The following is a 14677-nucleotide window of genomic DNA, read 5'->3' on the forward strand; positions in this document are numbered from 1 at the left end:
CATCTAGCATAGTTCACATACCCCCCGCCGTAAAATCGACCGTCGCTACTCCAACCGCCCCACCCCGCAGGAAGCCATCCATGCCACTCCCCGCCAAGGCGTTCCAACGCTGGCTTCACGGAATAGCGCCCCAGGCGAGCACCGCCGATATCTGCAGGATCTCCGGGGTCAAGCGGACCACCCTGGCGCAGCAGCTGGTCCGCGGGAAGGTGGCGGAAAGCACCGTCGTCAGCATCAGCCGGGCCTTCAATATCAACCCGGTGGCGGCGTTGGCCACGTTTGCGAACTACAGCGAGCTTGCCGGAAGCCCCGTGCTGCCCACCGCCGCGGAGCTGGTCAGCCAGATCGCCACCATGGACCTACTGAGTGCTGTCATTGCCCGCTCCGCTGGTGCAGCGGGAGGCGGCGACGACGTGGACAAGCCGCAGGCCCCGCCGCTCACGCCAGCGCCGCATGCGACCTCCGTGAAGAACTGGGTTGACGCGATCGACGACGGCGAACTCCGGCACCGGGTGTCAGTCGCCACCGGGATCGCCCCCCAGAATTATTCCGCGCAGCTGACGGCCAACCGGCTGACCCCGGAGCTGGCCATCGCCACGTCCAGGGCAGCCGGCGTCGGCCTGACTGGCGGGCTGGTGGCCACGGGCATGATCACGGAGTCTGAGGCCGGCTGGCCGTCCGGCGCACGGCAGGCCGCCTTGGACGCGTTATCCGACGGCGAGCTCGCCGCACTGGCCGGCGAGCGGCTGCAGGCGCTGGGGAAGACCCTCAAGCGCCAGGAGCAAGACCATCAACAAACCAAAACGATCTGGGAGAACCTCGGATGATCGAGATCCTGCAGTGGTCCACCCTTGCCGTCTGCTGCGCAGCTGCGCTGGCGCGAATTCCAAGTGCCGTCAGGGGTGAGAACAGGTCGCTCTTTTACATCTTCGTGCTGGCCACTCTCGCGATACTCCTGAGCATTGACGGCCCGTACGTTGCCATCGACGGCCTGCTCGGCGGCAGCAACGTCGCCAACCTCATCCTGCGCTTCGTCCTCTTCGCCGTCATCTTTTTCATTGGGCTGCGGTGCGTCAATGCCTTCGGCGCCGACCAGCAAAGGCGTTGGCTGCTCGGGGTGCCGGGAATCGTGGTGTTTGGCCTCATAGCTGGGGTCATGGTCGTCTTTTTCACCATGATGGATTCGTCCGGGTCGTCGGCGGGGCTCGTTGCGGTCTACGAGCGCAGCACCCGCAACGCCCACCTGGTGGAGTACTACGGTGCAGCCGGGCGCGCCTACCCGGCCTACGTTTCCCTGGTCCTCCTTCCCGCCATGGTGAAGGCGGTTGGCAGCCGGCTGCCGGTGCTGGTGCGGGCAGGTGCCCTCCTGCTGGCCGTCGGCGGTGTCTGCCTGACTGTGAGCCTGCTGTTCCCCTTCTTTCCGGAACCGTGGTCTCCCTTGAAATTCATCATTAACTACGGAGCCGCGCTGTGCTTCGTAGTGGGCCTTGCGGCTTTCTGGATCGCACGTGTCAGGGCAACGCAACTCGCCCCGCAAAAGTCATCTACTGCAAAGTAGACTGAGGGCTTTCACAAAATCATTAGAACGTGAGAGAATCATGAATGTGTGAAAGTGGCCTCTTTCTGGAGTCGCGAATGGGGACAATCCGTTCGACGCCGGGTGGCCGCTGAGCGCTATTGGGGGGATGAGTGGTGGCGGGCCGTTGGGGACCGCCCCCACTCAGCCTGTTTAAGGGCAGCGGCTTAACGCCCCGGCCGCTCAGCGCGCGAACCGCAGGGTCATGAGCTGGAACGGGCGGAGCGTCAGTTCCGCCGAATCGCGGCCCGCCGTGACGCCCTGACCCTTAACCGGACGCTCCAGGAGATCCACGGCGTGGACTCCCTTGGTGTCGAAGTTCGCCGTCACCAGTCCTACGGACCGCTCCCCCAGGGATTCATAGAGACGCACGATGACATCGCCGGAGCCGTCCTCGGCGAGCTTCACCGCCTCGACCACAATTCCCTGGTTGAACACGGTGAACAGCGGACTGACGGCGTGCGCGCCCTTCACGATGCGCGGGGCAAGGTTGGTCCGGTAGCCCTCTTCCACGGCATCGGCGATGGCCGCGCCGGGCCTGATGGTCACCAGGAGCTCATGCCGGCCGCGGTCGGCGCCCGGATCCGGATACTTGGGGGCACGCAACAGCGACGTGCGCACCGTCGTGGTTGTGCCGCCGTCGTCCCTCACACTGCGGGTGACATCGTGGCCGTAACTGGAGGCGTTGGACACGGCCACGCCATAACCCGGTTCCGCAACGTGGATCCAGCGGTGGGCGCAGATTTCGAACTTCGCCGCCTCCCAGGATGTGTTGGTGTGGGTCGGCCGGAAAACATGCCCGAACTGTGTCTCCGATGCAGAGCGGTCCGCGCGAATGTCCAGCGGGAAGCCGATCTTAAGGAGCTTTTCCCGTTCCTGCCAGTCCACGGCGGTCAGGATGCTCAGTGATCCGGACCCGGCCTCCAGCGAAATCCGCTGGGTGATGGCTGACGATCCCGCCAGCCGTTCCACCACCACGACGGCGTCCCAGCCGCCCCGCTCCAGCGTTACCGAACGCGCTTCGGTCAGCGAGGTGACGTTCCGTCGATAAAACTCGTCAATGTCCCACGCGTCCCATTCATTGGGCGTATCGCGGTGGAGTTCCAGATGGTTCCCGAACTGGCCCGGGGCAATCGCTTCGCGGCCGCTTGCATGGTCGAGCAGCGAAGTCAGGAGTCCGTTGGCATCCAGCACGGCCCGGATCACGCCGTTGTCCAGGATGTAGCCCCCGCCGGCTTCGGTCACCGTCACCGGGTTGTCGCTCCTGGCGGGTTCGGCGGCGGCCAGCGCGGGAACGCCGCTGCGTTCGTGCGGTGCGGCGTTGAGCAGGAACTCGCTGCCGCCTTCCCCGAGCGCCGCGCGCGCCGCGCCGGCGATGATGGCCTCGAGGGCATCCGCGATGGCCGCATAGTTCCGCTCTGCGTCCTGGTGGACCCAGGCGATCGAGCTGCCGGGCAGGATGTCATGGAACTGCTGAAGCAGGACCAGTTGCCACAGGCGCTTCAGTTCGGCCGCCGGGTACACGAAATCGCCCGCGGTACGGACGGAGGCGGTGGCGCACCACAGCTCGGCCTCCCGGAGCAGGTGTTCGCTGCGCCGGTTGCCCAGCTTGGTTTTCGCCTGGCTGGTGTACGTTCCGCGGTGCAGTTCCAGGTACATCTCGCCCACCCACACTGGCAGGGACGTGTACTCAGCCTGTGCATGCGAGAAGAAGTTCGCGGCAGTTCCGATCCGCACTCTCGGGGAGCCTTCGAGGTTGGCCGTGCGGTGGGCTGCGGCAATCATTTCCCGCGTCGGTCCGCCGCCGCCGTCACCGTATCCAAACGGGACCAGCGAGACGGTGCCGCGGCCGTGGTCCCGATAGTTCCGTTCGGCATGGGCCAGTTCGCGGCCGCTCAGTTCCGAGTTGTAGGTGTCCACCGGGGGGAAGTGGGTGAACAGGCGGGTGCCGTCGATGCCTTCCCAGTTGAAGGTGTGGTGCGGCATCTTATTGACCTGGTTCCAGGAGATCTTCTGGGTCAGGAACCACTTGCTGCCGGCCGCCTTCACGATCTGGGGCAGAGCGCCGGAGTATCCGAACGAATCAGGCAGCCAGGCTTCCTGGCAGTCCACGCCGAATTCATCGAGGAAAAATTTCTTGCCCTCAAGGAACTGCCGGGCCATTGCCTCGCCCCCTGGCATGTTGGTGTCCGATTCCACCCACATGCCGCCCACGGGTACGAATTGTCCGGCCTTGACCTTCTCGCGGATCCGGCCGAACAGCTCCGGGTAGAACTCCTTCATCCAGGCCAGCTGCTGCGCTGACGAACAGGAGAAAACGAAGTCAGGAAACTCATCCATCAAAGCCACGACATTGGAGAACGTGCGTGCACATTTGCGCATGGTTTCCCGGACCGGCCACAGCCAGGCAGAGTCAATGTGCGCGTGGCCCGTGGCCACCAGCTGATGGGCCGAGGCGTAGGCAGGGCGGGAGAGCACTTCGGCCAGGGCGGCACGGCCGGCCGCCGCGGTCCCGGGCACGTCGTCCGGATCCATGATGTCCAGCATCCGCTCCAGGGCGCGAAGGATCTCGTGGCGGCGGGGCAGCTCCATGGGGAGTTCGTGCATGAGGCCGCTCAGGGTCCAAACGTCCTGTTGCAGCGCCCAGACGGTCTGGTTGAGTTCGGCGATGGCGATGGTGCCCAGCCGGTACGTGGGATCCTGCCCCGCGGTCGTCTTGTCGCCGTACGGCATGGCTGCGAAAGTCCAGCCCTGCGCCACGTCGGGGTTGGCGGCAGCCTCGACGTAGAAGTCCACTGCCATTCCGCTGCCCAGGAGTTTCAGCGGAATGTACTGGTTCCGCGGCGAGATGGCCTTGATGATGGTCCCGTCAGGCCGCCACGCGATTCCCTCGCACTGGAAGCCCGGAAGCTCCCGGGTGAATCCGAGGTTCACCACGATTTCCACCGCGGTATCAGGAGCGGTTCCCCACGAATCGGGCACCTCGCCCTGCAGCCTCAGCCATTTGGTACTCCACGGCCGGCCCCACGATGCGCCGTGTTCCAGCGGGGTGAAGTCTTGGCGCAGGGCTTCCATGACGGAAACTGGCTCGTCCGGAACCTCCCAGCTGCTCAGGTTCAACGGGACGCTGCGGGTATATACCGCGGTGTCCACGCGTTCGCGCATGAAGCGGTCGAGACGGACTTCCGTGATGCGGCGGTCGTCGTGCAATGTGGTCCTCTTTAATGCCTGTGGCCTGGGAGCTGACAGCTGGTTCGCGGTACGTGCCTGGCCGCTAGGCTCAGCTTATGCGCACGCCCTGGAACTCGGCCGAAAGAGCGGTTCGGCGCGTCCATTCGATGGATAAAATCTACTGCGCCCGGCCCGATAATCCAAGCGCTTTGACCTATCCCGGCACGGGCGCGGGCGCCGTGATCCGCTGTTGTCCGGCATAGACATTGAGCGTGGTGCCCCTGCTGAAACCCGCCAGCGTCATGCCGCTGGCCTCAGCAAGTTCCACGGCCAGGCTGGAAGGAGCACTGACCGCGGCCAGCACCGGGATGCCGGCCAGGGCCGCCTTCTGCACGAGTTCGAATGAGGCGCGGCCCGAGACCTGCAGCACCGTGCCCGCCAGCGGCAGCAGCCGTTCCCGCAGCGCCCAGCCCACCACTTTGTCCACGGCGTTGTGCCGCCCCACGTCCTCGCGCAGGCACAACAGCTCAGTGCCGCCGTCGTCCCTGATCTTGAAGAGCCCGGCGGCGTGGACGCCTCCGGTGGCATCGAAGACCGCCTGTGCCGCGCGGAGTTTGTCCGGCAGCCCGGACAGCGTCTCCACGGGGACCGTCAGGGGGTCCGCCGCGGGGCTGAAATGCGACGACTTCCGGACGGCGTCGATGGAGTCCGTGCCGCAGATGCCGCAAGAGCTCGAGGTAAAGATGTTGCGGCCCCTGTCAGGCAGGACGACGTCGGGCCGCAGCTGCGCTTCCACCACGTTGAACGTCTGCACGCCGTTCTCGTCCTCGCCCGCGCAAAAGCGCAGCGAGACGAGCTGCTCCGGGGCCCAGATGATGCCCTCGGAAACCAGGAATCCGGCCACGAGGTCGAAATCGTCTCCGGGCGTCCGCATGGTGACGGTAAAGGGAAGGGAACCCAGCCGTATCTCCAGCGGTTCCTCCACCGCCAGCACGTCTTCCCGGTGCCGCACGGGGAACTCGCGGGACTGGGGTGAACCGTCCAGGACAAACCTGTGGATCTTGCGGCGTTGCGTCATACGGGCCACTATGTGCTCCTAACAGTGCGGGATATGACCATCATTGCAAGCCGGGACCGCCTTCACCAGCGGGGATCGAATTAGCCCAGCAGCGCACTCCAGTCCACCGGGCCGTCCGCAGCCGGGGGCTTTCGTGAGGCCTTGCGGGGAGCCGTCCTGGGCTTCGCCGTGGCCGGTTCCGCCTGCTGGATCGGCGCACCCCAGGGCAGGGCGAAGGCGGGCACCGCCTCCCCCAGCTGAACGCCGTGCGGCGGAACCACAAGGACGCCGTCCGCCGCCGCAAGGCCGCGCATCATGCCGGGTCCGGCGTGCTGGGCCGGGGATGCCATCCCGTACAGGAGCCTGAACGGCATCAGCCGCGTCCGCCCCGGATCGGGGTCGAGCATCGTTCCGCAAGGCACCTCACCCACCGGCGGCAGCGTTCCATGGCCCAGGGCGGCCAGCAGCGGCGCCCCCACAGTGCAGAGAGCCATCATGGCCGCGAGCGGGTTGCCTGGCAGGCCAAGGATGAAGCGGCCGTCCGGCAACTCGGCGAGGACCGCCGGGTGCCCGGGTCGCATGGCGATGCCATCGATCAACAGGCGACCGCCCAGTTCCGCGACAGCCCGGCGGAGGTGGTCGGTCCCGGAACGGCCGGTTCCGCCGGTGGTGATGACGACGTCGGCAGGCGCTTCTTCCGCTGCTGGCTCCCCTGCTTCATCAAGGGCCACTGAGCCCTCCGGCCCGGTGTCTTCCAGGGCAGCAAGCCACTCGTCGTAGCCGTCGCCGATCTTCTCCTGCCCGGCGCTGATGCCGCCGAGCATCTCAACCACGGCCCCAAGCTGCGGGCCGAAGGTGTCGCGGACCTTGCCCGGCACGGGAAGGCCCTCGGTGACCACCTCCGATCCCGTCAGCAGGATCTTCACTACAGGTTTCCCCTGGACCCGCAGGGCGTCATGGCCGGCAAGCGCCGCGAGGGCCAGGTGGGCAGGGTTCAGGACTGTGCCGCTTTTGACCAGGACATCTCCGGCGGCCGCTTCCTCGCCCGCTTTCCGGATGTGCTGGCCGTTTTTCGGTTCGCCGGGCCGTGCTGCCCCGCCAAGGGCAAGCACCGGGAGCCCTTCGTCGTCTGTAGCCATGGTGCCGCTCTCGCTGCGGAGCACAGCCTTCGCGCCGGGCGGAAGAAGGCCGCCCGTGACGATGGGGCTGGCCTGGTGAGGTGCGAGGCGATGACCGGGCTCTGCCAGGATCCAGGGCCCGGTGCCATTGACCGCCCAGCCGTCCATTGCGGACGACGCGTAGTGCGGCATGTCCTGAAGGGCGGTAATGTCTGCCGCGAGCGTCCTGCCCAGTGCGTTTCCGAGCGGCACCAGTCCAGGCGGAATGGGTGTTGCGCAATCAAATGACGCCTGCCGGGCCTCCTGCCAGGTGTGCGCCAAATGGCTGTGCCCGGAGTCGGCGGATCCGGAGTCGCCGGACCCTGCGTCGCCGGGTCCGGCATCCTCGGAGAGGACATCCCCCGTGCCTGCATCCCCGGGTCCTGCATCCTCAGTGCCTGCATCCCCGGGTCCGGTATCGCCGGAAGCCCCGTTGGCGCCCCCTTCAGCGCGGGGATCAGCGGATACGGCGGCTTCCCCGCGTCCACCTACGTCGCTGGCGGCGTCACGGCCGTCCGGCGGCGCAGCAGTCATGCGCCGGTGTTCCCACTGCTGACAGACGGTCCTGGCGCAGCGTCGGCCCGCAAGGCGCCCGGTCCGGCCGGATCGGCCGTGCCGGCCGCTGAGTCCGCCGCTGCGTAGTCCATGGCCAGTGCCCGGGCCACTCCCAGGGCCGCCTGCATCGAGACGGCATCCGGGGCCTGCCCCGAACCCGATGCCATTCCCGCGGCGAAGCCGGCGATGAACGTGGTCAGCGGTGCCGCCGGACGCACCACGGAATGCGCTGCGACACCGGCCAGCGCAAGCACTTCATTGACGTCCACCTCGACGTCCTCCAGCTCGAAGGCCTGCAGCAGGGCCCGGCACCAGTCCTCCAGCGTTTCGTCCTGGCTTTTCACTGTTGCCTCCAAACTCAAATTCAGTTGCGGTGCCACTGCACGGTTCCCCACCAAACGGCGGATCATGACCCCTGGCGGGACACCCCTAACGCGGTGGCATCGTCCCATGTGTCCACATCATCCGTGGCGCCCGCAGGGACGGTAACAGCCCGCACGTCAAGCCTAGCAAGGAGGGCGAAGACTGATGCCCCCGTGAGCCTTCCGCCCTTCTCCATTTCGTCCGCCGCACGTTTTAGCGCACCTGTGTCATAAAAACCGGCAAGTGGCTGTCTGCGGCCGTCCGGAGAAGCGGCCATGACCCCCTCGGATTCGGTGGCATCCGGGCCGTCACGGACCAGGGCATCCCGCAGGGCGGCGACGGCCTGGTCCGCTTTGGGCATGTCACAGGCCAGCACCAGCGTCATCGGTGCCCTGAGGGGGCCTCGGGAGCGGTCGAGGGACGCCAGACCGGCGGCGATGGCGGCAGCAGGGCCCGCGAAGGCCGGCTCCTCGCGGCACGTCAGAACACCCGGGGGCAGACTCCCGGGATCAGGTCCCACCACTACCGTGGCGCCGGCCCCGGCGGATGCAGCCAGCGACCGCGCAAGGAGGGTGGCGCCGTCGTACACCAGCTGGGCCTTGGGCACCCCGCCCAGCCGAGATGACCGGCCGCCGGCAAGGATTAAGGCATCAAACTCCACATGGCAAGCCTAGCCCCCGACCCCGCGGCTTGATGCAGCCGTGACGTCTCAGGCGGCGGATTCGGGCAGGAGGAAAGGGTCCCACGCCGGCGTGGGCTTCTCCAGCTCCTTGATCTGCCAGATGGTGCCATGCGGAGGGGCCGGCACAAACCTGAGTTTCCAGCCCATCTCGGCCGGCGTGTGGTCACCCTTGACGTTGTTGCAGCGAAGGCAGGCGGCCACAAGGTTCTCCCAGGAGTCCGCACCGCCCCGCGATTTCGGGTGGACATGGTCAATGGTGTGTGCTGCCTTACCGCAATAGGCGCAGCGGTGGCCGTCACGGCGCAGCACGCCCCGGCGGCTCACAGCCGTGATCGTGTTGTACCGGGGCCGGATGTAGCGGTTGAGGAGAATCACGGACGGACGGCCCAGAATCTCCTGCGGCCCAACGACGGGATCGTCGCCCTCGGCCACCACGCTTGCTTTTCCGGTCAGCACAAGAACCAGCGCCCGGCGGAAGGTCACAACCGCCAGCGGTTCATATCCAGCATTAAGAACGAGAGTGCGCATGCACATACCTCTTCACGGCCGCACCCGTCAGGGGCTCGAGGGCCGGCTGCCCTCTGCTTGTCCGGGCTATGGATCGACAACACAAGAGTAAACACTCAAGTGCCCGATCGCCGAATCGGGCCAATACCATACACTGTGTGTCGGTAAAAATTCACCTGCCGGAAACGCAGAAGAACCCCTGCCGGATGGCAGGGGTTCTTCTAACAGACTTCAGCCGGAGGCTTTAGCCGCCAACGCGGATGAAGACCGGGCCGGAGCCGACGTTGACGCTGAACAGTGAAGTGGTTCCACCGTTCCAACCGCCGTGCACGGCCTGGCCGTTGCCGACGTATACAGCGATGTGGGCCATGCCCATGCCGCCGTTCTGGTAGTAGGCGAGGTCGCCCGGCTGTGCCTCGGCGGCGCTGACGGTGCGGCCGAGGGACAGGTAGCCTGCCGGCCAGCCGTGGTAGTTGACGCCCACTGCGGCAAGCGCGTTCGTGGCCAGGGCGGTGCAGTCCTGGGCAACGCCGAGCTGGGCGTAAGCGGCGGCTGCAATCGCGGCACCGTTTCCGCTGGCAGCGGCAGGTGCGGCGGGAGCTGCGGGGGCGGCCGGGGCGGACACAGTTGCGGCAACGGCTGCGGGAGCGGCCTCGGGAGCAGCTTCCTGAACTTCGACAACCGGCTTCGGAGCCTCAACGACCGGGGCAGGCGAGGTGGAAACAGCCGGCTTCTCGAAGGAGATGGCGATGCTGGAAGCAGCCGAGATGTTGGCCGGAGCGGAGGACTGAACTTCCAGGGTGGAAGCGGAGGTCGCTTCGCGCTGGACGTTGGTGTCGGCAGCGTTTGCTGCGATACCGCTCGTCAGGACCAGGCCGGAAGCAGCAGCGATAACCGCAGCCTGACGGCCCATGCCGCCAGCGTTGTCGCCGACAGCCTTGGCAATGACAGCAAGCGAGTTGGTTTTGGTAACCTCGGCGCGGTGACGTGCGATGGCACGAGTAGTCATTATTTCTCTCTTTCGTTTTCCTCAGACTGCGTGGCAGGCCGCGGTTTTTGGACGCTCCGGCATCTTGGGGGTAGGCCGGAACGGCCCGAATGGATTTTTTAGCGAAGTACGCGCGCTTCAGCGAAGGGAAGCGGCGTGTTTTAGCGAAGCGTGTAGTACGCAGACGTGCCCGTGGCGGACACAGCGTGCAGGATGGTGCCCTGCGACGGGTTCAGCGCGCTGATCATCATGCCGTTGCCGACGTAGATGCCAACGTGCGCGCCGCCGTTTTGCATGACCAGGTCGCCCGGCGCCGGCGTGGCGGTAGGCGTCATGGCGTTCCATGCGTTGGTGCGGGGGATGCTGATGCCGGCCTGGGCGTAGACCCACTGGGTGAACCCTGAGCAGTCCCAGCCGCTGGGAGTGGTGCCGCCCCAGACGTAGGGGCTGCCGATCCCGGTGTAGGCGATCGCGGCGAGGCCCGATGCGGCGGCGGAGGAAGCGGCGTCGGCGAGCTTGCCGGCCTTCGCTTCTCCCTCAGCCTCAGTTGAGGTCTCGGATTCTGAACCGGTTGACTGAGCCCGTACGGTTTCAACCTTGGGCGCTGCCTTCGTGGTCACTGCCGGACGCTCGAAGGTAACAGTCGCTGTCGGTTCCGCGGTTACGGCCAGCTGGACCGACTGTGAGCCGGACTCGGTGGAAGCGGAAACTCCCAGGTTGGAGTCTGCGGCATTTGCCGGCATTCCAACGCTGAGGATCAGTCCGGACGCAGCTGCAATGACAGCCGCCTGGCGACCTACGGTCCCGGCGTTGGCAGTAACAGCCTTGGACACGGAGTTCAACGGGTTCGTACGAACCGTTTGCGCACGGTGGCGCGCGGAATTGTGACGTGAAGACACGAAGGTAGCCTCTCCCAATGCCTACGAGGTGAGCTGTCGGATTCGGATGGGAGTCACCCGGCCACTCGGCTTCCTGGGAAGCTTTGCGACTTAACCCCAAGGTCTTCTTGCGAAGACCAAAATTGGTTCCCCCGCCTCTGCCAGACGATGTAATGCGAACGGACCTTGAGCGGTGGCAGAGTTAGGCAATCCACTCAAGAGCGCCAACTTCGGAAAAGTTGGCGTGCTTTAGACGGTACAGGAATTCCGCAGCAATGTCACATTCAGGTCACGGCATGTCACAGGAATGCGAGAGTATTCCATCGGATGGATCAGAGCCAGCCGGTGGGGTCAACGACTTCGCCGTTGACCATCACTTCAAAATGGAGGTGGCAGCCGGTGGAGGCGCCCGTGGTCCCGCTGAGCGCCACAACGTCGCCACGGCTGACCTTCTGGCCTACCTGGACGCTGGACGAGGACAGGTGGTTGTACGTGGTCTCGAGGCCGTTGCCGTGGTCGATCACCACGCGGTTGCCGCCTCCGTACGGGTGCCATCCGGAGAACGTCACTGTGCCGCTGGCCGCTGCCAGAACGGTCGTGCCGCATTGTGCGGCGTAGTCCTGCCCGCGGTGAAACTCGCCGGCACCGCCGGTGATCGGGCTGACCCGGAAACCGAAGGGGGAAGCCGACACCATCTGCTCCAGCGGCGCACCGAGGCTTCCGGTGGACGCCGCGCGGGTGATGGTGCCCGCGGATTGCGCGCTGAGCAGCTGCTTGAGCTTGCCGTCGGGATCGCCCTTGGTGGCGACGTATGTCCGGCTGAAATCAATCTTGGCGCCTGCAGCCGCGGAAACCTCAGGCTGAGCCCTGACAGAGGCGGCAGCGGACGTGTGTTCCGCGTCCGCCGTGCTCATCACGGGTCCGGTTGACGGGACGGTCACTGTGAGGACCAGTCCGGTTGCGGCCAGGGCAATGCCGGCCTTCTGACCCACACCGCTGGCGGAAGCGAACTCCGTCACCTGGCTGAACAGGCTCCGGCGCCGGCGCGCATCACGATGTGCATCGCGCGGCCTGACCGTCATGACGGCTTCGGCCACGGGGTACTCCGAAGCGGGACCTGTCGCCCTGCGGCGGCCCCTGACGGTCTGCGTGGTCAAGAAATATCCTCTCTGGATAGCCTGCGGAGTTAGCTGTCGGATTCGGGTCAGAGAGATCAAAGACCCGGTCCGCCGTTGCAAGGCAATCCGGCACAGGGGTATCCCAAAGGATTCCTTCGTCGGAGATGACTTGCCGCTGACGGACTTCACCCCAAGGCCGTCTTTCAACGGCCGGTTGTGGTTCCCCCGCCCCTGCCAGGAGGTGTTTCGTACGCTGATCCGCTGGCAGAGTTCGGCTTCGGATCAGGTAACGCTTTAGTATCGGCGCTAGTCCCCAACTATAGGGGATTAATCAGCGCGGTAATAATTCCGTTATCTACGTCTCAGTCGGTCGTAGGTGGTCCTATGAGGGACGCGGTTAGCTGACCGTAACAAACACGTGGGCTGCCACTTCCGGGGGCAGCTCAAGGGCGCCTTCGATCTCGGGCACGCGCACCGAGATGTACTCCCCTACCCGCTCCAGGGCGAGCGTCGCTCCCGGCCGGATCCCGCCTTCATCGAGCTGGACCAGCAGCTCCGGTTCAACCTGGATGGGTTCGGCCAGCCGGCTGACAGTAATGCGCGAGTCGGCCCCGTACCCGGTCATGGCGTCGAGCAGATTCACCACACCGTCAGTGAACAAGGGGGCTGGCTGGCCGCCAAGTGCCGCCAGGCCGGGAATGGGATTGCCGTAGGGGGAAACCGTGGGGTGGTTCAGGAGTTCATAGATGCGCCGCTCAACGCGCTCGCTCATGACATGTTCCCAGCGGCAGGCTTCGTCGTGGACATATGCCCAGTCAAGGCCGATGACGTCAGCCAGGAGCCGCTCCGCAAGCCTGTGCTTGCGCATGACTTCGGTGGCGCGTTTCCGGCCGGTTTCGGTCAGCTCAAGGTGCCGGTCGCCAGAAACAACCACCAGTCCGTCGCGCTCCATCCGGCCGATGGTCTGCGAAACGGTCGGCCCGGAGTGGCGCAGCCGTTCGGCAATCCGGGCACGGAGAGCCACGATGTTCTCTTCCTCAAGCTCCAAGATTGTCCGAAGATACATCTCCGTGGTGTCGATCAGATCCGTCATCCAGCTCAGCTCCTCGAGCACAGTCCTTGCGTCAGTCCCACCGTACCGCGCGGAGGCGTTCTCCGTGGTCTCGTCGAAGTGGAACTGCATCCACCGATAGGCCTTGGGAACAGCCTCGCGGGGATCAGCCCGGCCGGCGTCGCGGCCCGCTGTACGTCAAAGTCAAGCCTAGCCTATTTTGAATTAGTCTGGATAATCCGCGCAAGCACAGACCGCAGGGCAGAACTGCGCGTGCCGCCGGGATGTCTCAGTGACTGGACTATGACGGATGCCGTTCCGTCCCCCGCAGGCATGTCAGGCAGAATATAGGGGATTCCCCCGGCAGGAACCCGTGTACTGCCGGGCCTCTCCCACGTCCACGCCGAAAAATTGGAGCCATCGTGAGCGACACCAGCATCACTATCCCCGCCAACCTCCTGCCCAAGGACGGACGGTTCGGCGCCGGGCCTTCAAAGGTCCGCCCGGAGCAGATCGAGGCCCTGTCCGCCGCGTCTGCCACGCTGCTGGGTACGTCCCACCGCCAGGCCCCGGTGAAGAACCTCGTGGGATCAGTCCGCAACGGCCTCAGCGAATTTTTCCGCGCCCCGGAAGGCTACGAAGTCGTTCTTGGCGTGGGCGGCTCCACGGCGTTCTGGGATGTCGCGGCGTTCGGCCTGGTCGACAGCAAGGCCCAGCACCTTTCCTTCGGCGAGTTCGGTTCCAAGTTTGCCTCCGCCACGAACAAGGCTCCGTTCCTGGATGCCTCCTCCATCATCAAGGCCGAGCCCGGCACTCGGCCCACAGCCCAGGCAGAAGCGGGCGTCGACGTGTACGCCTGGCCGCAGAACGAGACGTCCACGGGTGTGGCTGCCCCGGTCAAGCGGGTTGCCGGGGCGGATGAAGGATCGCTGGTCCTGGTGGATGCCACGTCCGCCGCGGGCGGCCTCGATGTGGACGTCTCCGAAGCCGACGTTTACTACTTTGCGCCGCAGAAGAACTTCGCGTCCGACGGCGGCCTGTGGCTGGGCCTGTTCTCCCCCGCAGCCCTCGAGCGCGCTGCACGGATCAAGGAAAGCGGCCGGTGGATCCCGGACTTCCTGGATCTGCGGACTGCCATTGACAACTCCCGCCTGAACCAGACGTACAACACGCCGGCGCTGGCTACCCTGGTGACGCTGGACGCGCAGGTGCAGTGGTTGAACGCCAGCGGCGGCCTCGATTTTGCCGCTGCCCGCACGGCCGACTCAGCGGGGCGCATCTATTCCTGGGCCGAGGCCTCCGAATACGCCACCCCGTTTGTTGCCAAGGCCGAAGACCGTTCCAACGTGATCGCCACGATCGACTTCGACGACTCGATTGATGCTGCGGCCATCGCCAAGGTCCTTCGCGCCAACGGAGTCGTGGACACGGAGCCTTACCGCAAGCTGGGACGCAACCAGCTGCGCATCGCCACGTTCGTTGCGATCGAGCCGGACGATATCTCGGCCCTCCTGTCCAGCATCGACTACGTCGTGGGCGAACTTCGAAAGTAACGCATCAGCTGACGCTGACCC

The 14677-nt window shown here is 65.7% G+C and carries 13 protein-coding genes and 2 riboswitches; of the genes, 3 read left to right on the forward strand and 10 right to left on the reverse strand.

The window, feature by feature from the left end; translation table 11 throughout:
* The first annotated feature begins 80 nt into the window (after positions 1 to 80).
* Complete coding sequence (locus tag J2S97_RS10945; protein WP_307049252.1) at positions 81 to 827, forward strand: hypothetical protein; 747 nt, start codon at positions 81 to 83, stop codon at positions 825 to 827.
* Positions 824 to 1558, forward strand: coding sequence for a hypothetical protein (locus J2S97_RS10950; RefSeq protein ID WP_307049255.1), 735 nt, complete (start codon positions 824 to 826; stop codon positions 1556 to 1558). Before J2S97_RS10945 ends, J2S97_RS10950 begins: the two co-directional genes overlap by 4 nt.
* Before the next feature lie 201 nt (positions 1559 to 1759).
* Here J2S97_RS10950 and J2S97_RS10955 read toward each other — a convergent pair whose 3' ends face one another.
* The 10 genes from J2S97_RS10955 to J2S97_RS11000 form a co-directional block, all read right to left on the reverse strand.
* On the reverse strand, positions 1760 to 4786 hold the full coding sequence (locus J2S97_RS10955; RefSeq protein ID WP_307049257.1) for an alpha-mannosidase: 3027 nt from the start codon (positions 4784 to 4786) through the stop codon (positions 1760 to 1762).
* Positions 4787 to 4961: 175 nt separating this feature from the next.
* Entirely contained in the window at positions 4962 to 5834 is an 873-nt protein-coding gene (fdhD, locus tag J2S97_RS10960; protein ID WP_307049259.1) for a formate dehydrogenase accessory sulfurtransferase FdhD, read from the reverse strand.
* A gap of 71 nt (positions 5835 to 5905) precedes the next feature.
* Positions 5906 to 7495, reverse strand: coding sequence for a molybdopterin molybdotransferase MoeA (locus J2S97_RS10965; protein ID WP_307049260.1), 1590 nt, complete (start codon positions 7493 to 7495; stop codon positions 5906 to 5908).
* A complete protein-coding gene (locus J2S97_RS10970; RefSeq protein WP_307049262.1) occupies positions 7492 to 7860 on the reverse strand; it encodes a DUF6457 domain-containing protein in 369 nt (122 codons plus the stop codon). Before J2S97_RS10970 ends, J2S97_RS10965 begins: the two co-directional genes overlap by 4 nt.
* A 62-nt stretch (positions 7861 to 7922) precedes the next feature.
* Positions 7923 to 8540 carry a molybdenum cofactor guanylyltransferase gene (gene mobA / locus J2S97_RS10975; protein WP_307049265.1) on the reverse strand — a complete coding sequence of 206 codons (618 nt, stop codon included), beginning with the start codon at positions 8538 to 8540 and terminating at the stop codon, positions 7923 to 7925.
* 48 nt (positions 8541 to 8588) lie between these two features.
* The gene (locus J2S97_RS10980) at positions 8589 to 9089 is read right to left on the reverse strand and encodes an HNH endonuclease (protein WP_028271305.1); all 501 of its coding nucleotides are present in this window, start codon (positions 9087 to 9089) and stop codon (positions 8589 to 8591) included.
* Between the two features lie 223 nt (positions 9090 to 9312).
* The gene (locus tag J2S97_RS10985; protein WP_307049268.1) at positions 9313 to 10077 is read right to left on the reverse strand and encodes an NlpC/P60 family protein; all 765 of its coding nucleotides are present in this window, start codon (positions 10075 to 10077) and stop codon (positions 9313 to 9315) included.
* 140 nt (positions 10078 to 10217) lie between these two features.
* Positions 10218 to 10955: a C40 family peptidase gene (locus J2S97_RS10990; protein ID WP_307049270.1), complete on the reverse strand. Its 738-nt coding sequence runs from the start codon at positions 10953 to 10955 to the stop codon at positions 10218 to 10220.
* Positions 10956 to 10959: 4 nt separating this feature from the next.
* Positions 10960 to 11137, reverse strand: a riboswitch (cyclic di-AMP (ydaO/yuaA leader).
* Positions 11138 to 11266: 129 nt separating this feature from the next.
* Entirely contained in the window at positions 11267 to 12091 is an 825-nt protein-coding gene (locus tag J2S97_RS10995) for a M23 family metallopeptidase (RefSeq protein ID WP_307049272.1), read from the reverse strand.
* Positions 12092 to 12094: 3 nt separating this feature from the next.
* Positions 12095 to 12339, reverse strand: a riboswitch (cyclic di-AMP (ydaO/yuaA leader).
* A 110-nt stretch (positions 12340 to 12449) separates the two neighbouring features.
* On the reverse strand, positions 12450 to 13145 hold the full coding sequence (locus J2S97_RS11000; protein ID WP_307049375.1) for a metal-dependent transcriptional regulator: 696 nt from the start codon (positions 13143 to 13145) through the stop codon (positions 12450 to 12452).
* Between the two features lie 380 nt (positions 13146 to 13525).
* Here J2S97_RS11000 and serC point away from each other — a divergent pair, with 380 nt between their 5' ends.
* Positions 13526 to 14656: a phosphoserine transaminase gene (gene serC, locus J2S97_RS11005; RefSeq protein ID WP_307049274.1), complete on the forward strand. Its 1131-nt coding sequence runs from the start codon at positions 13526 to 13528 to the stop codon at positions 14654 to 14656.
* Positions 14657 to 14677: the final 21 nt, after the last annotated feature.

This window comes from Arthrobacter oryzae (assembly GCF_030812315.1).
Lineage (GTDB): Bacteria > Actinomycetota > Actinomycetes > Actinomycetales > Micrococcaceae > Arthrobacter > Arthrobacter oryzae_B.

Coding starts and splice junctions, on each gene's coding strand:
- J2S97_RS10980 (WP_028271305.1), bottom strand. CDS start 9,089: ATGCGCACTCTCGTTCTTAATGCTGGATATGAACCGCTGGCGGTTGTG.
- J2S97_RS10985 (WP_307049268.1), bottom strand. CDS start 10,077: ATGACTACTCGTGCCATCGCACGTCACCGCGCCGAGGTTACCAAAACC.
- J2S97_RS10965 (WP_307049260.1), bottom strand. CDS start 7,495: ATGACTGCTGCGCCGCCGGACGGCCGTGACGCCGCCAGCGACGTAGGT.
- J2S97_RS10945 (WP_307049252.1), top strand. CDS start 81: ATGCCACTCCCCGCCAAGGCGTTCCAACGCTGGCTTCACGGAATAGCG.
- J2S97_RS11000 (WP_307049375.1), bottom strand. CDS start 13,145: ATGACGGATCTGATCGACACCACGGAGATGTATCTTCGGACAATCTTG.
- J2S97_RS10950 (WP_307049255.1), top strand. CDS start 824: ATGATCGAGATCCTGCAGTGGTCCACCCTTGCCGTCTGCTGCGCAGCT.